General features: G+C 71.0%; 16 protein-coding genes. 5 read left to right on the top strand and 11 right to left on the bottom strand.

The annotated features are described in order from the left end of the window. Positions 1–39: 39 nt before the first annotated feature. The 5 genes from SACMADRAFT_RS18935 to SACMADRAFT_RS18955 all read right to left on the bottom strand — a co-directional run bounded on the left by SACMADRAFT_RS18935 (position 40) and on the right by SACMADRAFT_RS18955 (position 8,232). Entirely contained in the window at positions 40–4,560 is a 4,521-nt protein-coding gene (locus tag SACMADRAFT_RS18935) for an nSTAND1 domain-containing NTPase (protein ID WP_009155448.1), read from the bottom strand. A gap of 96 nt (positions 4,561–4,656) precedes the next feature. Next, on the bottom strand, positions 4,657–5,535 hold the full coding sequence (locus SACMADRAFT_RS18940; protein ID WP_009155449.1) for a lysophospholipid acyltransferase family protein: 879 nt from the start codon (positions 5,533–5,535) through the stop codon (positions 4,657–4,659). Between the two features lie 5 nt (positions 5,536–5,540). Next, a complete protein-coding gene (locus SACMADRAFT_RS18945) occupies positions 5,541–6,311 on the bottom strand; it encodes a GNAT family N-acetyltransferase (protein ID WP_009155450.1) in 771 nt (256 codons plus the stop codon). A 137-nt stretch (positions 6,312–6,448) separates the two neighbouring features. Beyond that, a complete protein-coding gene (locus tag SACMADRAFT_RS18950) occupies positions 6,449–7,408 on the bottom strand; it encodes an electron transfer flavoprotein subunit alpha/FixB family protein (protein ID WP_009155451.1) in 960 nt (319 codons plus the stop codon). A 38-nt stretch (positions 7,409–7,446) separates the two neighbouring features. After that, positions 7,447–8,232 carry an electron transfer flavoprotein subunit beta/FixA family protein gene (locus SACMADRAFT_RS18955; RefSeq protein WP_009155452.1) on the bottom strand — a complete coding sequence of 262 codons (786 nt, stop codon included), beginning with the start codon at positions 8,230–8,232 and terminating at the stop codon, positions 7,447–7,449. 228 nt (positions 8,233–8,460) lie between these two features. Here SACMADRAFT_RS18955 and SACMADRAFT_RS18960 point away from each other — a divergent pair, with 228 nt between their 5' ends. The 3 genes from SACMADRAFT_RS18960 to SACMADRAFT_RS18970 are packed head-to-tail and all read left to right on the top strand — an operon-like array spanning position 8,461 to position 11,648. Further along, positions 8,461–9,300, top strand: a complete 840-nt coding sequence (locus SACMADRAFT_RS18960; protein ID WP_232285433.1) for a DegV family protein — start codon at positions 8,461–8,463, stop codon at positions 9,298–9,300. A gap of 57 nt (positions 9,301–9,357) precedes the next feature. Next, on the top strand, positions 9,358–10,134 hold the full coding sequence (locus tag SACMADRAFT_RS18965; RefSeq protein ID WP_009155454.1) for a class I SAM-dependent methyltransferase: 777 nt from the start codon (positions 9,358–9,360) through the stop codon (positions 10,132–10,134). Then, positions 10,131–11,648 carry a 1,4-alpha-glucan branching protein domain-containing protein gene (locus SACMADRAFT_RS18970; protein WP_009155455.1) on the top strand — a complete coding sequence of 506 codons (1,518 nt, stop codon included), beginning with the start codon at positions 10,131–10,133 and terminating at the stop codon, positions 11,646–11,648. The genes SACMADRAFT_RS18965 and SACMADRAFT_RS18970 overlap by 4 nt, the downstream gene beginning before the upstream one ends. A gap of 52 nt (positions 11,649–11,700) precedes the next feature. On the opposite strand, the gene SACMADRAFT_RS18975 is transcribed toward SACMADRAFT_RS18970, so the two are convergent. After that, positions 11,701–13,557: a glycoside hydrolase family 2 protein gene (locus SACMADRAFT_RS18975; RefSeq protein WP_050998182.1), complete on the bottom strand. Its 1,857-nt coding sequence runs from the start codon at positions 13,555–13,557 to the stop codon at positions 11,701–11,703. 62 nt (positions 13,558–13,619) lie between these two features. Here SACMADRAFT_RS18975 and SACMADRAFT_RS18980 point away from each other — a divergent pair, with 62 nt between their 5' ends. Next, positions 13,620–14,876, top strand: coding sequence for a glycosyltransferase family 4 protein (locus tag SACMADRAFT_RS18980; RefSeq protein WP_009155457.1), 1,257 nt, complete (start codon positions 13,620–13,622; stop codon positions 14,874–14,876). Positions 14,877–14,894: 18 nt separating this feature from the next. Here SACMADRAFT_RS18980 and SACMADRAFT_RS29275 read toward each other — a convergent pair whose 3' ends face one another. The 3 genes from SACMADRAFT_RS29275 to SACMADRAFT_RS18995 form a co-directional block, all read right to left on the bottom strand. Beyond that, positions 14,895–17,474: an alkaline phosphatase D family protein gene (locus tag SACMADRAFT_RS29275; RefSeq protein WP_009155458.1), complete on the bottom strand. Its 2,580-nt coding sequence runs from the start codon at positions 17,472–17,474 to the stop codon at positions 14,895–14,897. A gap of 495 nt (positions 17,475–17,969) precedes the next feature. Next, the gene (locus SACMADRAFT_RS18990; protein ID WP_009155459.1) at positions 17,970–18,356 is read right to left on the bottom strand and encodes a type II toxin-antitoxin system VapC family toxin; all 387 of its coding nucleotides are present in this window, start codon (positions 18,354–18,356) and stop codon (positions 17,970–17,972) included. A gap of 195 nt (positions 18,357–18,551) precedes the next feature. Continuing rightward, complete coding sequence (locus SACMADRAFT_RS18995) at positions 18,552–19,010, bottom strand: nuclear transport factor 2 family protein (RefSeq protein WP_009155460.1); 459 nt, start codon at positions 19,008–19,010, stop codon at positions 18,552–18,554. A gap of 46 nt (positions 19,011–19,056) precedes the next feature. Between SACMADRAFT_RS18995 and SACMADRAFT_RS19000 the strand changes: the two genes are divergently transcribed. Then, positions 19,057–19,641, top strand: coding sequence for a TetR/AcrR family transcriptional regulator (locus SACMADRAFT_RS19000; RefSeq protein ID WP_009155461.1), 585 nt, complete (start codon positions 19,057–19,059; stop codon positions 19,639–19,641). 61 nt (positions 19,642–19,702) lie between these two features. Here SACMADRAFT_RS19000 and aceB read toward each other — a convergent pair whose 3' ends face one another. After that, positions 19,703–21,307, bottom strand: coding sequence for a malate synthase A (aceB, locus tag SACMADRAFT_RS19005; RefSeq protein ID WP_009155462.1), 1,605 nt, complete (start codon positions 21,305–21,307; stop codon positions 19,703–19,705). Between the two features lie 32 nt (positions 21,308–21,339). Further along, a complete protein-coding gene (aceA, locus tag SACMADRAFT_RS19010; RefSeq protein WP_009155463.1) occupies positions 21,340–22,629 on the bottom strand; it encodes an isocitrate lyase in 1,290 nt (429 codons plus the stop codon). Positions 22,630–22,838: the final 209 nt, after the last annotated feature.

The following is a 22,838-nucleotide window of genomic DNA, read 5'->3' on the forward strand; positions in this document are numbered from 1 at the left end:
AGGTGGTCGGCGGCAGCGGAAGGTTCCGCCCCCGCGGGCTCAGTCGCCGCCGCAGCCGAGGTCCGCGGTGGGCTCTCCCACCTCGGCGAGGCTTCGGCAGACACGCTGCACGACCACGTCGGTGTCGGTACGCCACATCGCCACGTCGCTGTCGCTGCCCGCCCTGGCGAGCACGCCGCCGTCCGGGGAGAACGCGAGGTCGTTGACCTCGAAACCGCGTCCGGAGTTCAGCCTCGCCAGCAGGCCGCCTTCGGCGAGGTCCCACAGCCACACGGTCGCGTCGTCGGTGGTGGCGGTCGCGAGCGTGGTGCCGTCAGGAGCGATCGCCAGCGCCCGCACCGCGGAGGGATGGTCACCGAACTGACGCCGCAACCGCCCGGTGTCCGCGTCGCGGACCTCGATGTGTCCGTTCAACGACGCGAGCACCAGGCTCCGGCCGTCCGGGGTGAAGGCCGCGTCGAGCACCGGGCTGTCGATGGCCACCTCGGTGGGTCGGGTGGTGAGGTCGTCGGCCTGCCAGCTCAACAACGCAACGGCGGCACCGCTCACACTGTCGGTGACCTGCGCGGGCTCCTCGCTGCTCGCGGCGAGCAGCCGCGAGCCGTCCGGACTGAACGCCAACGCCGACACGCCGCCGGGCACGTCGTCCAGCGCGGCCAGCCGCCGCCCGGTAGCCAACTCCCACACCCGGATGCGCGAACCCCGCTCATCGGCGAGCGAGCGGCTGCTCGCCGCGGCGAGCAACGCGGAGTCGGCGGAGATCGCGAGATGGCCGCGGAACTCGGCGCCGAGCTCCAGTGTCAGCGGTTCTCCTCCCGGTGGTTGCACCGTGATGGTGCCGTCGAGTGCGCCGACCACCCTGGTGCCGTCCCCGGCGTAGCCGACCGCGGTGGCGATCGAGTTCAGTTCCAGTGGCGAGGCGGTTGCCCTGCCGGTGGAGTAGTCCCAGGTGTACAGCTTGCCGTCGCCGTCGACGGCAGCAGCGTGGGTGCCGCCCGGCCGGAAAGCCACACCCAGCACCGAACCGGTGGCCCGCTCGAACCACGCGCCGCTGCGGGGCCAGCTGACGATGCCACCACCGACCTGGGCCGCCACGGTGGTGCTGCCGTCGGCGGATGCGGCGAGCGCGATCACGGTCTGCCCCACCACCGGCCCCTGCGCGGGGCCGTTGGGGTACTCGCCGAGCCGCGTGCGGTCGACAGGGTCCCACGCGATGACTCTGCCGCCGGTGCCGCTCAGCAGGTAGGCACCGTCGCCGGAGAAGGCGAGGGTTCCCGGTCCCTGCGTGGGGTCGCTGGTGTGTCTGGTGCGGTCGGCGATCGCGCCCACGGGCTCGCCGGTGACGGCGTCGCGAAGCCGGATGTCGTTGTCCGCCATGCTCGCCGACGCCAGCAGCTCCCCGGAGAACGCCAGTGTCGCGGGCATGGTCGATTCAGCGTCCGGCGCGGCGTCGCGGTGGGCGGTGTCGCGGTGCACCAACTCGCCGCTGCCGGGGTTCCACAGCTCCACGGTGCCGTCGATGCGGCCGACGGCCAGCCGTGCGCCGTCCTTGCCGAAGGCCAGGTCGAAGGCGAGCAGGCCGTCCGGGGCGGCGCCGGTCAGCCAGCGCCGGAACCGCCCGGTGCGTGGATCCCACGCGCCGATGCGGCTGTCCTCGCCGTCGGCGGTCTGCGCGGCCAGCGCCGTGCCGTCGGCTCGCCACGCGATCGGCCCGACGGCCACCGCACCCTGGTCGAGCCTGGCGAGCCGCCGACGCTGCTTGACGTCCCACACCCCGACCCTGGCTTCGCCGAAAACGGCGACGGCGAGCATGCCCGCGTCCGGGGAGAACCGAACCGCCTGCACCGGATCCGAACCGAGACCTGTCGCGAGTGTGAACCGCTGCCCCGAGACGGTGTCCAACACCACGACCTCGGCACCGGAGCGTCCCATTCCACCGATCGCTACCAGATCACCATCGGCGCTGACGTCGGTGGTGAACACCGGATCGAGCCCGGACTCGTACCGCACCGGGTAGGTGGCGTTGTCGACCGAGAACAGCGCGCCGCGCGCCTCAGCCGTCGGCGCCGCGCGCCACGCCCGCAGCGCGGTCTTTCGGGCGCCCACCGGGTCCCATTCCGCCAGCGCCAGCGACTCCGCCGCGAGCTGCCGGGACAGCGCCAGCTGCGCCTGCGTGCCCGCGTCGTCGCGGGCGTTGACCGCCATTGCCGTGGCCAGAAGTGCCGCGACGAGCAGCACGGCAAGGCCCGCCACGACCCCACGCAGCCGCCGCGTGCTGCGCTGCTGCTCGCGCCTGCCCGCTTCGAGGAACTCCCGTTCGCCGTCGGGGAGTTCGCCGTCGGCCTGCGCCCACTCGAGGGCCTCGGCGAGCCGGGCACCCCGGTAGAGGTCGCCTCGGTCGCGTCCGCCCTCCAGCCAGGCGGCGGCCGCCTCCTGCAGCCGCTGCCGCGACAGCAGGTGCTGGCGGTCGGCCTGCACCCAATCCCGCAACCGTGGCCAGGCGGTCAGCAGCGCGTCGTGGGCCAGCCGCACACCCTCCTCGTCCGCGGTGGCCAGCCGGGCTTCGACCAGTTCGGCGACCGCGTCGGGGTCCAGTTCGCCGCGGTCGGCGCGGCGGCGGGCCATGGCACCGTCCGGCAGCACCTTCACAAGGCGCAGCAGGGTGGAGCGAAACGCCGCTGCGCGTGCGGCGTCCAACCGCTGGTAGAGCTGGTCTGCGCTCACCGCGACGGCTCGGGTGACCCCGCCCGTCGCCTGGTAGCCCGCCAGCGTCAGAGTATCGCCTTCACGGTTGTTCCAGGTCTCCCGCAGCGCGTGGGCCAGTCTCGGCAGCGCGCCCCGCTCGGCCACGCCGCCGTCCCCCGCGCCGATGTCGGCGACCAGCCGCTCGACGAGACCGTCCTCGATGGACAGTCCGGCTTCGGCGGCGGGAACGGTGATGACCTCGCGAAGCCCTTCGGGGCCGAGCGGGCCGACCACCACCGGGTTGTCCAGCCCGGCTCGCAGCCGTTCCAGCGCGATGCAGTCGGGCAGGTAGTCGGCGCGCACCGCGACGATCACGGCGGCGGGCGAGGCGCAGGCCAGCGCCTCGGCGAACGCGGCGCGATCGGTGGCGCTCGCGCCGTCGGTGAACAGCTGCTCGAACTGGTCGACCACGATCAGCAGCCGCCGACCACGGCCCGGTGTGCAGTGCCCACCGAAGGCGGCCGGCTCCCGCCGGATGCTCTCCGCCAGCGCGGCCGGGTCCTCGCCGGTCACGGCGGCCAGCCGGGTGGCCAGTGTCTCCACCGGCCGCTCGCCCGGCGTCAGCGCCAGCCTCGGCCAGTCGCAGCCTGCCTCGTCGAGTGCGGGGAACAGCCCTGCGCGAAGCAGCGAGGACTTGCCCGTCCCCGAGGCACCGAGCACGACGACCGGTTCGTTCGCTGCCAGCTGCCGGGAAAGCCGCACCAGCAGCTCTGTCACCTCCGCGGCCCGCCCGTGGAACCACGCGGCATCGCCGGTGTCGAAGCTTCTCAGGCCCGGGTAGGGGCACGGTTCGCCGTCCGCGCCGGGGCCGTTCGTGGGGCGCGAGTGTCGGCGCTGCGCCGCCGACACTATGGCGCGCAGCAACACTTCGTCGCCGCCATCGCCCGGTGCCACGGCCGTGCCGGGCGCGGTGGCCGAAGGCGGCGCCGCAGGTTCCCGGTCGGCGAGCGCGGAGTCGGCGGCCGCCAGCAGTTCGCCCGCGCTCGCGTAGCGGCGGCGGGGGTCCTTGTCCATACCGGTGGCCACGACCAAATCCAGCGAGGGCGGGATTCGTGGGTCGAACACCGACGGCGCGGCGGGCGGGTCGTTCAGCTGCGCGGCCAGCTTCGCGGCCGCGTCGGCGGCGGGGAAGGGCACCTTGCCGGTGAGGCACTCGTACAGCACGCACGCCAGCGAGTACACGTCCGCCGCGCCGGTGACGTCCTGCCCGCGCAACTGTTCCGGGGCGATGTAGTCGAGTGACCCCACGTAGCTGCCGGTCCTGGTGAGCCGCGTGGCCTGCGGTGCGAGCGACACGGCGATACCGAAGTCGGTGAGGTAGGCCTGCTCCCCCGGCTCCGCCTCGCCCTCGTGCTCGTCCTCGCTGTCGTGCCGGCCGTCGCCCTGGTCCTCGTGCTCGGCGAGCAGGATGTTCGACGGCTTCACGTCGCGGTGCACGATCCCGGCCCGGTGCGCCGCGTCGAGCGCGGCGGCCACCTGGGACAGAATCCGCACCGCCCGCCGGGGTTCCAGCGGACCGTGGCCGAGCACGCGGCGCAGGTCCGGACCTTCCACCAGCCGCATGGCCACGTACAGCCTGCCGTCGGCCTCGCCCGCGTCGAGCACCTCGACGATGTGCCGATCCGCCAACCGCGACAGCAGCTCGGCCTCGCGCCGCAACCGGTCGCCGTGGCGCTCGTCGGCGGTGTCGGTGAGCAGTTTCAACGCCACGGTGCGGTCGAGCCGGGTGTCCAGCGCGCGGTACACCTGCCCCATGCCGCCACGGCCGAGCACGTCGACCAGCCGGTAACGCCCCCCGAGTAGCTCGATGGCCACGCGTCGCCTCCATCGCGTCCTGCACGCGGTCGCGGGTTCAGGTAGGCAGGATACGGGCAGGACCGGACCATTCGTGCACGCGAGCTGTGGAGGCGGTCACACCGTGGCGGGCAGTGATCCTACCGGTCGTACCGGTCGTACCACCCGGCCGCGAGCGGGACGCACCAGTTGCGTCGTTCCCAGTGCCGCGTGCACGGCGGCCTGCGCCAGCCGCGCCAGTTCCGCCCGGTCGGCGGCACGGCCGGGCGCGATCTCGGGGCACACGAACAACTCCAGTACCAGCCCGCGCAACCTCGCGACCCTGCGCAGCGACTCGATCAGCGACTCGGTGCCCACGAAGGCGGGCCAGGTGGTCTGCCTTCCGTCGCCGCTGCGGTAGCGCAGCGCCACGGGGACAACGCCGACCCCGCCGTCGATGGCGGCCTGGAACAGCGCGGGCCGAAACCGCCCCGACGCGGACCCGCACCAGGTCGTGCCTTCCGGGGTGACGTTGACCAGCGAGCCCTCCCGCAGCGCGGCGGCGACCCGCGCCACCGTGGCGGGCAGGGTGGAAAGCCTGCCCCGATCCAGGTAGATGCTGCCCGAGCGGGAAACCAGCCGGCCCAGCACCGGCCAGCGGGCGATCTCGCGCTTGGCGAGTGCCCGCATGGGACGGACCGCGTTGACGGCGACGATGTCGAGCCAGGAGATGTGGTTGTTCACCACCAGCGCTCCGCGACCCGGTGAGTCCAACTCGCCGTGCACGACGAGGCGCACCTCGAACGCGGCGAGCAGGCCACGAAAGACCAGCCGCACCGCGCGCCGCCTACCTGCCGCGGGAAGCGCGGCCAGGCAGGGGGCCAGCAGCAACGCCACGCACAGCACCGCGGCGGCTCGGGCGAACCGCACCACTCGGCGGGGCAGGCCGACCACCGGCTCGTCACGGGTCAGGCATCCAGGCCCGCACGGCGACACGGGCATCCAGACGTGGTCCATACCGCTCACACCTGGGCTCCGAGGAAGAACTTCAGGTACCGCTCGTCCACCTGTTGCAGGTCGAGCAGGACGAAGAAGTCCGCGACACCGAAGTCCCGGTCGTACGCGGGCGGCCCGCACACCTTCGCACCCAGCCGCACGTAACCACGCAGCAGTGGCGGCAGCGCGCCGCGAGGGCGAGGCCCGACCGTGTCGACGTTCCAGGGTCGCAGCGGTGTCACCCGGTGTTCGGCAGGCGCGTAGTGCCGGTGCGACACCAGATCCCACACCTGCGCCGCGCCGATCCCGCCGTCGGCGAGCGGCACCGAGGCACAGCCTGCCAGGTAGCGGTGCCCGGAAAGCAACATGTACCTGGCGATGCCCGCCCACACCAGGCCGACGACGGCGCCGCTGCGGTGGTCGGCGTGCACGCAGGAACGGCCGGTCTCCACAAGCCCCGGCCGCAGGTGGTCGATCCTGCTCAGCTCGAATTCGAGGTCGGCGTACAACTGCCCCGCCTCGGCCGCCCGCCGCGGCGGCAGCATCCGGTAGGTGCCGACGATCTCACCGGTGTTGTCGTCGCGAACCACGAGGTGGTCGCAGAAGTCGTCGAAGTAGTCGGCGTCCACCCCGGGCCGCGTGGTGTGCAGCCGCGCGCCCAGTTCCCCCGCGAAGACCTGGTGGCGTAGCCGCTGCGCGGCCAGCACGTCGTCGTTGTCGTGGGCGACGAGCAGCGAGTACCGCGCGTTGCCCGCGCCCGTCCGGTCAGTGCTGGCGAGAAGCTGTGACCGTGTCATGCGCCGATCCTCGCGCCGGATTGCGAAGCCACGGAGTGCCGATCGTGTCCTGCGGCTGCACAACGCGTTAAAACCGCGTTCGCCGACGCGAACCGGCCACCGGGACGCGAGGTCCCGGTGGCCGGTTTCGACAGCGGTCAGCCCTTGCGCTTGGCGACCTCTTCGGTGAGCTGCGGGGCGACGTTGAACAAGTCGCCCACCACGCCGAAGTCGGCGATCTCGAAGATCGGCGCCTCGGGGTCCTTGTTCACCGCGACGATCGTCTTCGACGTCTGCATGCCCGCCCGGTGCTGGATGGCACCGGAGATGCCGAGCGCGACGTACAGCTGCGGCGAGACCGTCTTACCGGTCTGGCCCACCTGGAACTGCGCGGGGTAGTACCCGGAGTCGACGGCGGCACGGGAAGCGCCCACCGCGGCGCCGAGCGCGTCCGCCAGCTTCTCCACGACCTCGAACTTCTCCGCCGAGCCGACACCGCGGCCACCGGAGACCACGATCGACGCCTCGGTGAGTTCGGGTCGGTCGCCACCGACCACCGGCTCCACCCCGGTGATCCGGGCGGCCTTGGCCGGGTCCGCGGCGGGCAGCGAAACCGACTCCTCGGCGCCTGCCCCCTCGGCCTGCTCGGCCTCCACCGCACCGGGGCGCACCGAGATCACCGCAACGCCCTTGGCGGCCTTGGCCTTCACCGAGAACGCACCACCGAAGACGGACTGCTCCACGGTGCCGTCCGCGCCGACGCCGACGGCGTCGACCAGCCAGCCGGAGCCCAGGCGGGCGGCGAGCCTCCCGGAGACCTCCTTGCCCTCGGACGTGGCGGGTACCAGCACCGCCGCGGGCGATGCCTGGTCGGCCACCGCCGCCAGCGCGTCGACCTTCGGCGTCACCAGGTAGCCGGTGGCGTCCTCGGACTCAGCGGCGTAGACCTTCGCCGCGCCGTAGGACGCCAGCGACTCCCTCGCCTTGCCTGCGGTGCCGGGAGCGCCGACCACGACCGCGGAGGGCTCACCGAGCGCCCGCGCCGCCGTCAGCAGCTCGTAGGTGACCTTCTTGACCTCACCGTCGACGTGATCGACGAGGACGAGAACTTCGGCCATGAGTTGGTTTCCTTGTCTGTCGATGTCTGCCGGTGCTGTCAGATGATCTTCTGGCCGACCAGGTACTCGGCGACCTTGCTGCCGCCGTCGCCCTCGTCCTCCACGCGCTGGCCCGCGGTGCGCGGCGGCTTCGGCGAGGCCTCCAGGACGGTGGACCACGCGTTGGCCAGGCCCACCTCGCTCGCGTCGACGCCGAGGTCGGCCACGGTCAGGGTCTGGACCGGCTTCTTCTTCGCGGCCATGATGCCCTTGAAGGAGGGGTACCTCGGCTCGTTGATCTTCTCGGTCACGCTGACCACGGCGGGCAGGCTCGCCTCGAGGTGCGTGATGCCGTCCTCGGTCTCGCGGTCGACCTTCACCGAGCCGCCGTCCACGGTGAGCTGGCGCGCGTGGGTGAGCTGCGGCAGGCCGAGCAGCTCGGCGAGCACCGCGGGAACGGCGCCGCCGCGACCGTCGGACGCCTCGTTGCCCGCGATCACCAGGTCCACGCCTTCGATCTGACGGACGGCCGCGGCGATCACCTTGGCCGTGGCCAGCATGTCGGAGCCGTGCAGCGCCTCGTCGCAGACGTGGACGGCCTTGTCGGCTCCCATCGACAGTGCCTTGCGGATCGCGTCGGTAGCGCGCTCGGGACCGACGCACAGGACGGTCACCTCGCCCTCGCCCGCTTCCTTGATCTTGAGCGCTTCCTCGACGGCGCGCTCGTTGATCTCGTCGATCACCGCGTCGGCGGACTCGCGGTCAAGGGTGTGGTCGGTCTCGGACAGCTTTCGCTCCGAGTAGGTGTCAGGCACCTGCTTGACCAGGACAACGATGTTGGTCATGGATCTCCTTAGGCGCACACGCGAGGCGTTACTGCTCGGTAGATTAGGGCCTCCTCGGCCGGGCCCGCTCCGCGAGGTGACGGCATTCACCTGGAATGCCATTTTACCGGGACGATCGTCCCGGTAACTGATCCGAGCACCGGGAACTACGTGCGGTTTATCCCGTTGCCGCCGAAAGTTGCAACGCACTGCTTCAAACGGGTGGTTACTAGGGATAACCTGCCGGGCGTGCCGGTAGCAGTGATCACCGATTCGACCGCCTGTATCCCCGAGCAACTGGCCGCGCAGTGGGGCATCTCGGTAGTGCAGGTCCAGATCGTCGCCGACGGCCGCGTCGACGACGAGAACCGGTTCGACCGGGCGGACCTGATCGAGATGCTGCGCGCGGGGCACCCGGTCAGTACCAGACCCCCGGACCCCGGCGCCTTCTTCTGGACCTATCAGGACGCGGTCAGCGCGGGAGCCGCCGCGATCGTCAGCCTGCACATCTCCGGCCGGATGTCGCAGACCGTGGCGGCGGCCAGGGAGGCCGCGCAGCAGGTCCGCGTGCCCGTCTACGTGATCGACAGTGGCACCACAAGCATGAGCCTGGGCTTCTCCGCGCTGTCCGCCGCGCGGGCGGCGGCCGCGGGCGGGTCGCCACAGCGGGTCATCGAGGCGGCCGACCGGCGCTACCGCGGCGCCAGCGAACTGCTCTACGTCGACACCCTCGAGTACCTGCGCAGGGGCGGCCGGATCGGCGCCGCCTCCGCCATGCTGGGCACGGCACTGTCGATCAAGCCGTTGCTGACCGTGCGGGAGGGCCAGGTGGCGCCACTGGCCAGGGTCGCGGGCGGAAAGCGCGCCCTTTCCAAGCTCACCGACCTCGCCGTACGCCGGGCGGGAAACGCCGGTGTCGACATCGCCGTGGCCTGCGCCACGCCCACCGACCGCGAGCTGAGTGTGGTCGGTCAGCTACGCAACAGCATTCCCAACCTCAACGACATCGTCGTGGTGCGGGCGAGCACCGTGATCGCCGCACACGTCGGCCCCGGTGCACTCGGGATCACCGTAGCGCCCACACTGTAAGCGCCAATCGGGTCGCGGCCGCCTTGCGCCCGTGACCACCGACGAGGGAGAGCGCGAGTGTCGACTGCTGCCACGAACCGGGCGCAGACCCTGCACCTGACGGGCGAGCGCACGGTGCCTGGTGTCGTGGAGGAGAACTACTGGTTCGCCAGGCACGAGGCCGCGTACCTGGCGCTGCTGCCCCATTGCGCGGGCGAGACCGTGCTGGAGGCGGGCTGCGGGGAGGGCTACGGCGCGGCACTGATCGCGGGCACCGGTTCGCGGGTGCTCGCGCTGGACTACGACCAGCCGACCATGAAGCACGTGGCGCGCAACTACCCGCGGCTGGGCGCCGTGCGGGGCAACCTCGCGTTCCTGCCCGTCGGCACCGCCGCCGTCGGCGTCGTGGCCAACCTGCAGGTGATCGAACACCTGTGGGACCAGCAAGGCTTTCTCGCCGAGTGCAACCGGGTGCTGCGGCCCGGCGGGAAGCTGCTGGTCACCACCCCCAACCGGCTCACCTTCACACCGGACTCGCCGACTCCGCTGAACCCCTACCACACCAGGGAGTTGTCCCCGTCCGAGCTGGCCGAACTGCTCACCGAGGCAGGGTTCGCCGTGGCATCGCTGCACGGCCTTCGCCACGGCGCCCGCCTTCGTGAGCTGGACGCGAAACACGGCGGGTCGATCATCGACGCACAACTCGACGTCGTACTGGGGTCACTGCCGGGCCAGGCGAGCTGGCCCGAGGAACTGCTCGCGGACGTGGCGTCGGTCGGTGCGGCGGATTTCGCCATCGACGGCGAGGACCTCGACTCCAGCCTCGACCTGATCGCGGTGGCGGTGCGGCCGTGACGGCCACGTCGCAACCAGAGGGCACCTTCTGTCTCGTCCTGCACAGCCACCTGCCGTGGCTGGCGCACCAGGGCAGCTGGCCGGTCGGGGAGGAATGGCTCTACCAGGCGTGGGCACACTCCTACCTTCCCGTGGTGGACCTGCTGCGGCGGTTCGCCGCCGAGGGCAGGCACGACGTGCTGACCCTGGGCGTGACCCCGGTGCTGGCCGCGCAACTGGACGACCCCTACTCGCTTCGCACCTTCCACGAGTGGCTGGGCCACTGGCAGCTTCGCGCCCGGCACGCCGCCTCACTGTGGCGCGGTGACGAGTTGCTTTCCGAGTTGGCCGCAGAGCAGTACCGCACCGCGTGTGCCGCCACGGAGCAGTTCGAAGCCCTTTGGTCGCACGGGTTCTCGCCACTGCTTCGTTCCCTTGTGGACTCCGGAGTCGTCGAGTTGCTCGGCGGGCCGCTCACCCACCCGTTCCAGCCACTGCTCGACGAGCGGGTCCGATCCTTCGCGCTGCGCGCGGGGCTGGCCGACACCACGCTTCGCGTCGGTACGCGCCCTGCCGGGATCTGGGCGCCGGAGTGTGGCTACGCACCGGGCATGGAGGACGGCTACGCCGCCGACGGTGTCGAGCGCTTCCTGGTGGACGGCCCGTCGCTGCGCGGGGACACCTCCGCCGCGCGCACGGTCGGCTCCTCGGACGTGGTCTGTTTCGGTCGCGACCTGGAGGTGACCTACCGGGTGTGGTCGCCGAAGTCCGGCTACCCGGGACACAGCAGCTACCGCGACTTCCACACCTGGGCCCACGAGGTGGGGCTGAAACCGTCCCGGGTCACCGGCAAGCACGTGGCACCCGCCGACAAGGCGCCCTACGACCCCGCCCTCGCCGCCGACACGCTGCGGCTACACGTCAAGGACTTCGTCGACACCGTGCTGTCCAGGCTGCGCGGACTGCGGCGTCGGCACGGCAGGCCTTCGCTGGTGGTGGCGGCCTACGACACCGAACTGTTCGGCCACTGGTGGCACGAGGGCCCGGCCTGGCTGGAAGGCGTGCTGCGCGCGCTGCCGGAGGCGGGGGTGCGGGTGACCACGCTCGCCGGAGCACTGCAGGCCGGGCATCTGGGTGGCCCGGTGGAACTGCCCGCTTCGTCGTGGGGCTCGGGCAAGGACTGGCGAGTGTGGGACGGCGAGCAGGTTGGCGACATGGTCGCCGCCAACACGGCGCTGCAGCAGCGGCTGCTCACGCTGCGGCCGAGGGGAACGGTGCGCGACCCGGTTGCCGACCAGGCCGTCACCGAGGCGCTGCTGGCGCTGTCGAGCGACTGGGCGTTCATGGTCACCAAGGACTCCGCTGCCGACTACGCGCGCGGCCGCGCGCGGGCGCACACCGAGCGGTTCGACGAACTGGCCCGGCTGCTGCGCTCCGCGGGGCCCGACGCCGCGGCGCGAGCGGCCGCGCTGCGCGCGCTGGACAATCCCTTCGGTCAGCTCGACGCCAGGGACCTGCTTTCCGGCGACCGCTGACCTTGTGGGGTCCCGCGCCTGCCGCGGCCGAACAGTCCGGTGTGGACAGCGATTACCCTGCGGCCTCGCCGGTGGGCGCTTCGTGGTCGTCCCCGGTTTCCTCGGTTTCCTCGGTGTCCTCGGTGTCCTCGGTGGGGACGCTCAGCAGCCGCGACTCGGTGGCGGCGGGACCGGGCGGCCACGAGCCCGCCGCTATCACCGCTCGGTTGCGCTCCGCGACCACCTCGAAGTCCACTTTGAGCACTCTGCGGTCGTAGCTGAGCAGGCCGTTGACCTCGTTCTCCACATCGGTGGTCTGGGTGTAGACGGCGCCGGAGAGCCCCTCCTCCCGCACCACCCGCTCCAGGTCGAGGCTCACCTCCGCGTAGCGCCGCGTCAGCTCCTGCCCGGATTCGACCATCTCGTAGGCGAGCGGCTCACCGGGCCACGCATGCCCTTGCGGCAGCAGCCCGATGCCGCCGTACTCGCCGTCGACGGTGGCCCTGCCGTCGTCGACGCGCGGGCTGCCGGGCCCGACGTAGGTGTGGTCGTCGTAGACGTCACCCGCGCCGGAGTCGGGGTGGGAGTGGCAGCAGTTCACCCCGCTGTCGGCCACCACCAGCCGGGTGGGGTCGGCCGCCTTCACCAGCTGCGTGATGCGCGCGGTGTCGTACTCGCCCCACCCCTCGTTGAACGGCACCCAGACCACGACGGCGGTGACCCCGCGCAGTTGCGTGACGATCGCGGACAGCTCCGCCTCGAACCGCTCGCGAGCCTTCGTCACCGGCGCGGGCTGCGGACCGGGCGGGTTTTCCAGCACCACCGGCAGCGATGGGATGTCCTGCCAGACCAGCAGCCCAAGTCGGTCGGCCCAGTAGTACCAGCGCTGCGGTTCCACCTTGACGTGCTTGCGAACGCTGTTGAAGCCCAACTCCTTGGTGCGCTCCAGGTCGTGGCGCAGCGCTTCGTCGGTGGGTGCGGTGTAGATCCCGTCAGGCCAGTAACCCTGATCCAGCAGCGCGTGCAGGAAGGTGATCCGGCCGTTGAGCGCGATCCGGCAGCGGCCCTCGCCGTCCTCGACCAACCCGATGGTGCGCAGCCCCGCGTAGCTTTCCACCTCGTCGATCGGTTCGCCGTGCTCACCGCGCAGCAGCACGGTGACGTCGTAGAGGTAGGGGTCGTCGGGGCTCCACAACCGGGGCCTCGGCACGTCGACGCGCACCGGCCCGGTCGAGGGACCGCTGCCGCGGGCGACCTCACCGCCGCCCGGTTCGCTGACCACGACCTGCAGTTCCCGCGCCTCGTCGCCCGCGACCGTGGCGGCCACGTCGAGGCCCCGCTCGTCGCAGCCGATGTCGAGCGCGGCGACGTGGGTGGCGGGCACCGGCTCCAGCCACACCGACTGCCAGATACCCGATGCGCCGGTGTAGAGGATGCCGCCGGGCTGATTGGCCTGCTTGCCGACACCGAAGGTGCCTCGGTTGCCGATGTCGTCGGCGCGTACCAGCAGTTCCTGCTCCGCGTCGTCGCGCAGCACGTCGGTGATGTCCACGCTGAACGCCGTGTAGCCGCCCTCGTGCCTTGCCAGCGGCTGGTGGTTGACCCACACCGTCGCGACCTGGTCGACCGCCCCGAAGTGCAGCAACACCCGGCCGCCCCACCAGTCCGGCGGGATGTCGAAGGTCCTTCGGTACCACATGTGCTCGTCACGGCGCCCGATTCCGGAGAGCGCCGACTCGGGCGGGTAGGGCACCAGGATGCGCTCACCCGGATGCGTCGCGCCGTCGGCCGAACGCGCCGTGTAGTCCCACAGCCCGTTGAGGCTGAGCCAGCGCGGGCGGCGCAGCCGAGGCCGCGGGTACTCGGGCAGGGCGTTGTCCGGGCCGACCTGCTCGGCCCAGGGCGTGAACAGCGGCGCTGAGGCGGTCATCACCTCGATGAGAACACGGACGCGTCGCCACGGGCTAATGAACCGGTGAGTAACCTCCACGTATGCGCGTGCTCATGCTGTCGTGGGAATACCCGCCCGTGGTCGTCGGGGGGCTTGCCCGGCACGTCCACGCGCTGGCCAGGCATCTCGCCCTCGACGGGCACGAAGTCGTGGTGTTGTGCAGGCAGCCCGCGGGCACCGACGCCGAGACGCATCCGACCACCGACGAGGTGGTGGAGGGGGTGCGGATCGTCCGGGTCGCGGAGGACCCCACCCACCTGACGTTCGAGCGGGACCTGGTGGCCTGGACGCTGGCCATGGGCCACGCGATGATCAGGGCGGGCACGGCGCTGCTGCGAGGCTGGCGTCCCGACGTGGTGCACGCCCACGACTGGCTGGTCACGCATCCCGCGATCGCGCTGGCCGAGGCCGCCGGTGTGCCGCTGGTGGGCACCATCCACGCCACCGAGGCCGGCAGGCACTCCGGCTGGCTGTCCCACCCGCTCAACCAGCAGATCCACTCGGTGGAGTGGTGGCTGGCCAACCGGGTGGACGAGCTGATCACCTGCTCGCAGTCCATGCGGGCAGAGGTGGCGCAACTGTTCGAGGTGCCCACCGAGAGCATCACCGTGATCCACAACGGCATCGAGGAGCGCGGCTGGCAGGTGCCGGACGAGCAGGTGCGGCGAGCCCGCGAGACACACGGCGGGACCGGCGCGCCGCTGCTGCTGTTCTTCGGCAGGCTGGAGTGGGAGAAAGGGGTGCAGGACCTGCTGGACGCGCTGCCCGCCGTCCGGCGACGGCATCCGGGGACCCGGCTGGTCGTGGCGGGCAAGGGCAGGCACCTCGAGCAACTGCGGGAGCAGGCCGACCGGCTGGAACTGGCGCAAGCGGTGGACTTCGTCGGTCACCTTTCCGACCGGGAGTTGCGCGCTTTGCTCGCCGCCGCGGACGCCGTGGTGCTGCCCAGCCGGTACGAGCCGTTCGGCATCGTCGCGCTGGAGGCCGCGGCGGCCAAGGCCCCGCTGGTCGCCTCCACCGTCGGCGGTCTGGGTGAGCTGGTGATCGACGGCGAGACGGGGCTGGCGTTCGCCCCCGGCGACGTGGCCTCGCTCGTCGACGCCGTCGACGCCGTGCTCACCGACACCGACGCGGCGGGCCGTCGCGCGCTGGCCGCGCAGTCACGGCTGGCCGCCGAGTTCGACTGGGCCCGAATCGCCGCCGCGACCGCGCGTGTCTACCGGCGGGCGCGAACGGTGCAGCGGCCTGCGACGCTGGGCAGGCCCAAGATCGCCACCGGGAACGCCTTCGAGCCGTGAGCGGTTCTCGCTGAGGCTTCACCGTGCCCGCCGGTACAGCTGCGCGAGCACGGCGAACGGGTCGGCCGCGCCGCCGTGGTCGACGGCCACGATGCGCCGGGTCAGGCGGTATTCGGCGCCGGGTGCGATCTGCACCGGCACCATGCTCATCACCCAGTTGCCCGTCGCCGCGACCAGCAGGCCCTCCGGGTCGGCGTCGTAGATCAGGCCGTATGTCTGCGGGTCGGTTCCCGTCATGCCGAACCACGGCTCGGTTGGCTCGTAGCGCCGCGGGCTGCCGTAGGGGGTGGTGATGGTGCCGTGCCCGGCGACTCCGCTTCGCTGTCCCGGCCCGTCGTGGTCCAGCGCGTCCCCGACCCACACCGTGACGGCCGCGCCGCCGGTGTTGCGAAACACCGACTCGGCACCCACCCAGGAGTTGTCCGGCCGCAGCGTGTAGGTCGTGGTCACCGTGAGCGCGGCGAAGTCGGTGGAGGCACCACTGGCGCGGACCACCGCGCGAGTCGGTCCGGCCTCGATCACCTCGACGCGATCGTTGCGGACGCTGACCTGCTGCCATGCCTCGGTCCCCTGCGGCTGCGCGGCGGAGGCATAGGTCAGGTTGATCCAGTCGAGCTGGTCGCTGCGCCCTCGCACGGCCATGTCGAGCACCTTCCCACGTGTGGTGCCGAGCAGCTGCCCGTCCTCGGTCACCGCCGCGACGGCCATCGCGAGTGCCGCGTTCTCCATGACGATGTCCGAATCGCCCGCCTCCACCCGCGCACCGGCCAGCCGCTTGCCCGTGCCCGCGAGCGCGCCGGTGACGCGCGGCAGCTCGAGATCCACCCGCTGCAGCGTGCCCTCGGCCGAGTCGACAGTGCGCCTGGCCGTCCGGTAGCAACCCGCCGTCGCGGCGATGTCGTAGCTGCCAGGGGTTACCAGCAGCCGGTATTCGCCGTCGGTGCCGGTGACGCCGGTGCTCACCACCGTGCCGTCGGCTGCGCTCGCCCGCACCACGACGTTCGCCAGGGCTGTGCCGTCGGTGGCGTCGGTCACCCGGCCGGCGACGCCGTCGCCCGCGTCCTCCAACCGGCGCGCACCGGCGACGCCGTCGGTCACCACGAACGACGCGAGCGTGAACGCCGGCCCGGAGGGGTCGGCCGGGTGGTTGACGACCTGAAGGTCGCTGCGCCACTGCGACGGCGTCACCGTGCAACGGGTGTAGCCGCGGTGGTCGCCGTCGAAGAACCGAACGTGGGGGTTCGCCTCCAGCGCGGCGGCCACCGAGTCTCGCCAGCCGCAGCCGGAGCTGATCGACGTGCCGACGAACTCGGTGGCCAGTGTCTCGGAGTCCGGATCGGTGAAATCGGCCTTGAGGTCGTTGACCCATGCCGAGTGCCAGTCGCCAGACAGTACGACCACATTGGACGGTCGCCGATCGGCGAGGAAGGCGAACAGCCGGTCGCGGGCAGCGGCGTAACCGTCCCACTGGTCGTGGTTGATGCTCACGCCGTGGCCGGTGTCGTAGTCGAAGAACGCCATGATGGTCTGCTGCGCGATCGCGTTCCACCGCGCCCGCGAGCTTGCGAGGGTGTCCAGCAGCCAGCGTTCCTGTCCGGCGCCGGTCATGGTCCGGCCGGGGGTGAGCGCGTCCGGGTCGCGGGGCGCGATGAACCGGCCGTCGACCTGGTCGTCACGGTACTGGCGGGTGTCGAGCACGCTGAGGGAAAGCAGGTCGCCGAACAGCAACGACCGGTGCAGTGTCATATCGGCGCCCGAGGGACGGGCGGTTAGCCGCAACGGCAGGTGCTCGTAGTAGGCCTGGAAGGCATTCGCCCGCAGCTGAAGGAAGTCCGGTGTGGAGTCCTGCGGAACGTCGCCCGCCCAGTTGTTGTCGACCTCGTGGTCGTCGAACGTCACGACGAACGGGAAGGCGGCATGCGCGGCGCGCAGGTCCGGTGAGGTCTTGTACCGGGCGTGCAGCACGCGGAAGTCGGCGAGGCTGCGGGTGTCACCAGCTTCGTAGATGTAGTCGCCGACGTGGACGACGAAGTCCAGGTCGTCGGCGGCCATCGCGCGGTAGGCCGCGTAGGTGCCGCCGGTCCACGCCTGGCACGACGCGAGTCCGAACCTCACCTGCTCGACGGCGGAGTCGGGCAGTGGTGCGGTCTTCGTACGCCCGACCGGGCTGACGGCGTCGCCCGCGAGAAAGCGGTAGAAGTACTCGCGGCCCGGCCGCAGCCCGGTGATCTCCGGGTGCACGCTGTGCCCTAGTTCGGGGGTGGCCTCGACGGCCCCTCGCCGCACGATACGGGTGAACTGCTCGTCCTCGGCAACCTGGTAGCGCACCCCGAACGGCTCCCGGGGCATGCCACCGTTGCCGTCCTCGGCCAGCGGATCTGGCGCCAGCCGGGTCCACAGCACGACCCCGTCCGGCAACGGGTCCCCCGAGGCGACCCCGAGCGTGAACGGATTGCCGAGCGCGGGCGGGAAGGCCAGCGCCGTGCCGCTGTGCACGGCGCCGGTGCCCAGCAACAACGCCGTGGTGCTCACGCCACTGAGCTCGAGGAACCGTCTGCGGTCGAACCGCCGACCCTGCTCGCCGCTGTACTCGGACATGGGATCCTCCCCAATCGGGACATTCGGACGCCGTCGGGGCAAGACCCTCCCCCGGCCAGGCGGCGGCCAGGTGTCGGGCAGGCCACCGGGGAGTGAAAACCGTACGGTCGCGGGGTTCGCCAACCGGCTCGGGCATCTCGGGCTCGGCCAAGCACGGGAACCGAACGCACCCACGGGCGGCCCGCAGCGGCCGATCGTTGAGCCGTCGGTGAATCGCCCGCGCCCGGACGTCGAGGTCCAGTTCGTCCCAGGCTCGATCGGCCGTCAACCGCGACGCCGGAGCCTGCGTCGACCACGCCCGGGTCGGTCACCGTGGCGTTCGGGCTCGCGTCCTCCCGTACCACTCGGTCTGCCGGCGAAACGGAGGAATGAGTTCCAAGCCACGGCACGGGTCCGTCACGGCGAACGCCTGGAGGACCGAGCGCGGCCGGAGACCACAATGTACGGTCGGCGGGCGGAAGATCGGAAGTACGGCGGAACCGGATCGCGCACCCGTCAGCGAATCAACCGCACCCGCACGTCCGACTTCAGTTCGCCCCAGGCACGATCGGCGGTCACCGCGACGCCATCCGGCAGATCACCGGCGAGCGCCAGACAGGCCCGGTCGGCCAGGGACAATCCCGCGTGCCGGGTGGCAGGCCACGATCTTGCCGCGGCAACCGCCGCCGCGACATCGAACGGCGCCACTGTCGCACCCAGTGCGACGAGCGCGGCGGTATCGTCCTCAGCCGTCGCACTGCCCAACCGGGCGAGCTTCTGCACCACCTCGGCATAGTTGACCGCCGACATCACCGAGCCGGGAAGCAACTCGGCGACCTGTTCGTGCCCGCGTTCCGCACGCAGCAGCGCCAGGGCAGCGCTGGCCTCCAGCACCGCCGCCACGCCACACCCGAGCCTGCGTCGTCGCCCGCACCTGGGTCGGTCACCGTGGCGTTCGGGCTCGCGTCCTCCCGTGCCGCTTCCGCTCGGCGCAACCCGTCGAGTTCTGCCGACCTCGCCGGACAAGACCTACTTCCCCGTATCACCAAATGCGCGGCAACAGGCCACAGCACTGGGCAAGCAGAGTTCGTCGTCGGCCTAGAACACCGGCAGCAGTACACCCTTCTCGCTGTCGGGCCTCGGCCCGAAGATCCTGCGCTGCTCCTGGCTGATCGGCACGTCGTTGATGCTGGCCTCGCGGCGGCGCATCAGTCCGTCGGGTGTGAACTCCCACAGCTCGTTGCCGTAGCTTCGCCACCACTGCCCCGAGTGGTCGTGGCATTCGTACTGGAAGCGCACGGCGATGCGGTTCTCCCGAAACCCCCACAGTTCCTTGCGCAGCGCGTAGTCGAGTTCGCGCTCCCACTTCTGGCGCAGGAACTCGACGATCTCGGCGCGCCCGACGACGTGGCGGTCACGGTTTCGCCACACCGAGTCCTCGGTGTAGGCCAGCGCGACCCGTTCGGGGTCCCTGGTGTTCCAGGCGTCCTCGGCGGCCTGGACCTTCTGCGCGGCGGTGGTCTCGTCGAACGGGGGAAACGGGGGGCGTGAGTTCATGCCGACAGCCTAGAGAACGATCGTTCTCTGGTCCAGGGTGGAAGGCATGGACATCGAAGAGGCCAAGCGGCGGCTGCTGGACGCCGCCGAGGCCGAGTTCTACGAGCGCGGCATCCAGGCGGTGGGGATGGACGCGATCCGGGCCCGCTCTTCGGTCTCGCTGAAGCGGCTGTACCAGTGCTTTCCCTCCAAGGAAAGCCTGGTGGAGGCATATCTGCTGCGAAGGGACGAGCGGTGGCGGCGGGAGCTTGCCGACCACGTCACGGCCGCCGCCACCACGCCGGAGCAAGCTCCGCTGGCCGTCTTCGACTGGCTGCACGAGTGGTTTCGCAGGCCCGGCTTCCGCGGCTGCGCGTTCATCAATTCCTTCGGCGAACTCGGCTCGGGCTCGGCGCGTGTCGCGGCAGCCGCACGGCGGCACAAGGACGCGGTGCGCGGCTACCTGCGTGAGCTGTCCGAGAACGCGGGCGCCGCCGATCCGGATCTGCTCGCCGAGCAACTGCTCACCCTGGTCGAGGGGGCCACCGTGGTCGCGGCGATGTCCGACGACCCGACGGTGGCCCGCACCAGCCGCGCCGCGGCACGAACCCTGCTGGCGGCGACACCTCGACGGTCACCGCGGACACCGTGAACGACGCGAGGCCACGCGGGCACCCGGCCCGCGTGGCCTCGCGGTTTCCTACCCCCCGGCTTCAGCCGGCCTCGGTCAGGTAACGGGCGTAGGCGGCGGTGGTGAAGAAGTTCGGCAGCTTCTCGCCGAGCGCGGCCTCGGCGAAGATCTCCCGAGCGTCGTCCAGCCGGTTGCCCGTGCCCAACTCGGCGCGGACGTCGGCCAGTTCCTCCTCCAGCCACTGCCAGGCCAGCTCGTGCGTCACCAGCGTGCCGTCGTCCAGCTTGGTGCCGTTGCGAAGCCACTGCCACACCTGACAGCGTGCTATCTCCGCGGTGGCGGCGTCCTCCATGAGGTTGAAGATCGCGGCCGCCCCGGAGCCACGCAGCCACGCGTCCAGGTAGCGCAGCGCCACGTTGATGTTGGACCGCACGCCCTGTTCGGTGACCTCGCCGCCCGCGCTCGCCACGTTCAGCAGGTCCGGTGCATCGACCTCGACGTCCTCGCGCAGCTTGCCGAGCTGGTTCGACCAGCCGCCGAGCACACCGTCGAACACCTCCCGGCAGACGGGCACCAGCGCCGGGTGGGCCACCCACGACCCGTCGAAGCCCGCCTCGGCCTCGCGCTCCTTGTCCTCGCGGACCTTGCGCAGCGCCGTGGCGTTGACCTCCGGGTCCCTGCTGGGGATGAACGCGGCCATGCCGCCGATGGCATGCGCGCCACGCCGGTGGCAGGTGCGCACCAGCAGCTCGGTGTAGGCCCGCATGAACGGCACCGTCATCGTGACCTGCGCGCGGTCGGGAAGCACGTAGTCGGCACCCGCCTCGCCGAAGGTCTTGATGATGCTGAAGATGTAGTCCCACCTACCCGCGTTCAGCCCGGCGGAATGCTCGCGCAGTTCGTAGAGGATCTCCTCCATCTCGAACGCCGCGGTGATCGCCTCGATGAGCACCGTGGCCCGGATGGTGCCGCGCGGGATACCGAGTTCCTGCTGCGCGAAGCAGAACACGTCGTTCCACAACCGCGCCTCTTCGTGGCTTTCCAGCTTCGGCAGGTAGAAGTACGGCCCGCTGCCACGCGCGACGAGCTGGCGCGCGTTGTGGAAGAAGTACAGCCCGAAGTCGACGAGACTGGCTGGGACCGGCCGACCGTCGAGGCGGATGTGCTTCTCCACCAGGTGCCAGCCACGCGGCCGCATCACGATCGTCGCCGGTTCGTCGCCGACCGTGTACCGCTTGCCGTTGTCGGTGAAGTCGATGTTCCGCCTGATCGCGTCGTACAGGTTGAGCTGGCCGCCGACGATGTTGCGCCACGTCGGCGACGTCGCGTCCTCGAAGTCGGCCAGCCACACCCTGGCACCGGAGTTCAGCGCGTTCACCGTCATCTTCCGGTCCGTGGGACCGGTGATCTCCACCCGACGGTCCTCCAGGCCCGGCGCGGGATGCGCCACCTGCCAGGACTCGTCGGCTCGCAGCGCGCGGGTCTCGGGCAGGAAGCCCAGCGTCTCCTCACCGGAGGCGATCCGCTCCCTGCGCCGCCGCCGGGCGTCGAGCAGTTCCCTGCGACGCCCCGCGAACGCGCTGTCCAGTTTGGCGATGAACTCCAGCGCCGAGGGGGTGAGGATCTGCTCGAACCGTTCCCCCTCGGGGCCGGAGACCTTCATCCGGTCCTGCAGCCTGTCAGCCATCCCAGCCATCTCGTCTTCCCTTCAGCGAGGGGTCAGAACTGTGCTTCCTCGGTGGAACCCTTCAGCGCGGTCGTCGAGCTCTCCGGGTTCAGCGCGGTGCTGACCAGGTCGAACCAGCCGGTGCCCACCTCACGCTGATGCTTGGTGGCGGTGTAGCCGCGGTCCTCGGCGGCGAACTCGCGCTCCTGCAGGTCCACGTAGGCGGTCATGCCCTCGTTCGCGTAGCCCTTGGCCAGGTCGAACATCGAGTAGTTCAGGGCGTGGAAGCCCGCCAGCGTGATGAACTGGAACTTGTAGCCCATGTGGCCCAGTTCGCGCTGGAACTTGGCGATCGTGGCGTCGTCCAGGTGCTTGCGCCAGTTGAACGACGGCGAGCAGTTGTAGGCCAGCATCTGGTCCGGGTACTTGGCCTTGATCGCCTCGGCGAACTCGCGGGCGACCTCGAGATCGGGCTCGGAGGTCTCCATCCACAGCAGGTCGGCGTACTCGGCGTAGGCCAGCCCCCTGTCGATGCACGGCTCGATCCCGTTGCGGACCTCGTAGAAGCCCTCCGACGTGCGGTTGCCGGTCAGGTATTTGCGGTCGCGCTCATCGACGTCGCTGGTCAGCAGCGTGGCCGCCTGCGCGTCGGTGCGGGCGACGATCAGCGAGGGCACGTCGAGCACGTCGGCGGCCAGCCTCGCGGCGTTGAGGGTGCGCTCGTGCTGCTTGGTGGGGATGAGCACCTTGCCACCGAGGTGGCCGCACTTCTTCTCCGACGCCAGCTGGTCCTCCCAGTGCACGCCAGCGGCACCGGCGGCGATCATGCCCTTCATCAGCTCGAAGGCGTTCAGCGGGCCACCGAAGCCCGCCTCGGCGTCGGCGACGATCGGGGCGAACCAGTCGATGTCGGTGTTGCCCTCCGCCCAGTTGATCTGGTCGGCACGGGCCAGCGCGTTGTTGATCCGGCGCACCACGGCGGGCACCGAGTTGGCCGGGTACAGGCTCTGGTCCGGGTAGGTCTGGCCCGCCAGGTTGGCGTCGGCCGCCACCTGCCAACCGGAGAGGTAGATCGCCTTCAGGCCGGCACGGACCTGCTGCACCGCCTGGTTACCGGTCAGCGCGCCGAGGGAGTGCACGTAGTCCTCGGTGTGCAGCAGATTCCACAGCTTCTCAGCCCCGCGGCGCGCGAGCGTGTGCTCCTCGACGACGCTGCCGCGCAGCTTCACCACGTCGGCCGCCGAGTAGGAGCGCTTCACACCCTTCCAGCGCGGGTTGCTCTCCCATTCCTTGGCAAGCTTGGCGGCTTCCTGCTCGAAGCGTTGCTCCGGGGACACAGTCATCGTGGCCTCTCCAACTTTGCGAACTTTGCGATAACTCGCCTGCTAACCCTGACGATGACATGTGCTGCGAAAACTCGGCCAGATCTCCAATTTGCCAATTTGTGCGAATTTTTCGTAGACTTCTGCGAAGGTTGCGAACACGTGCTTCGCAAAGACGCGGAATCTACCGGCTTGATCGGTACCGCACGGGAAACCCTTCGGAGGGAGTC

The sequence above is a fragment of the Saccharomonospora marina XMU15 genome (assembly GCF_000244955.1).
GTDB lineage: Bacteria > Actinomycetota > Actinomycetes > Mycobacteriales > Pseudonocardiaceae > Saccharomonospora_A > Saccharomonospora_A marina.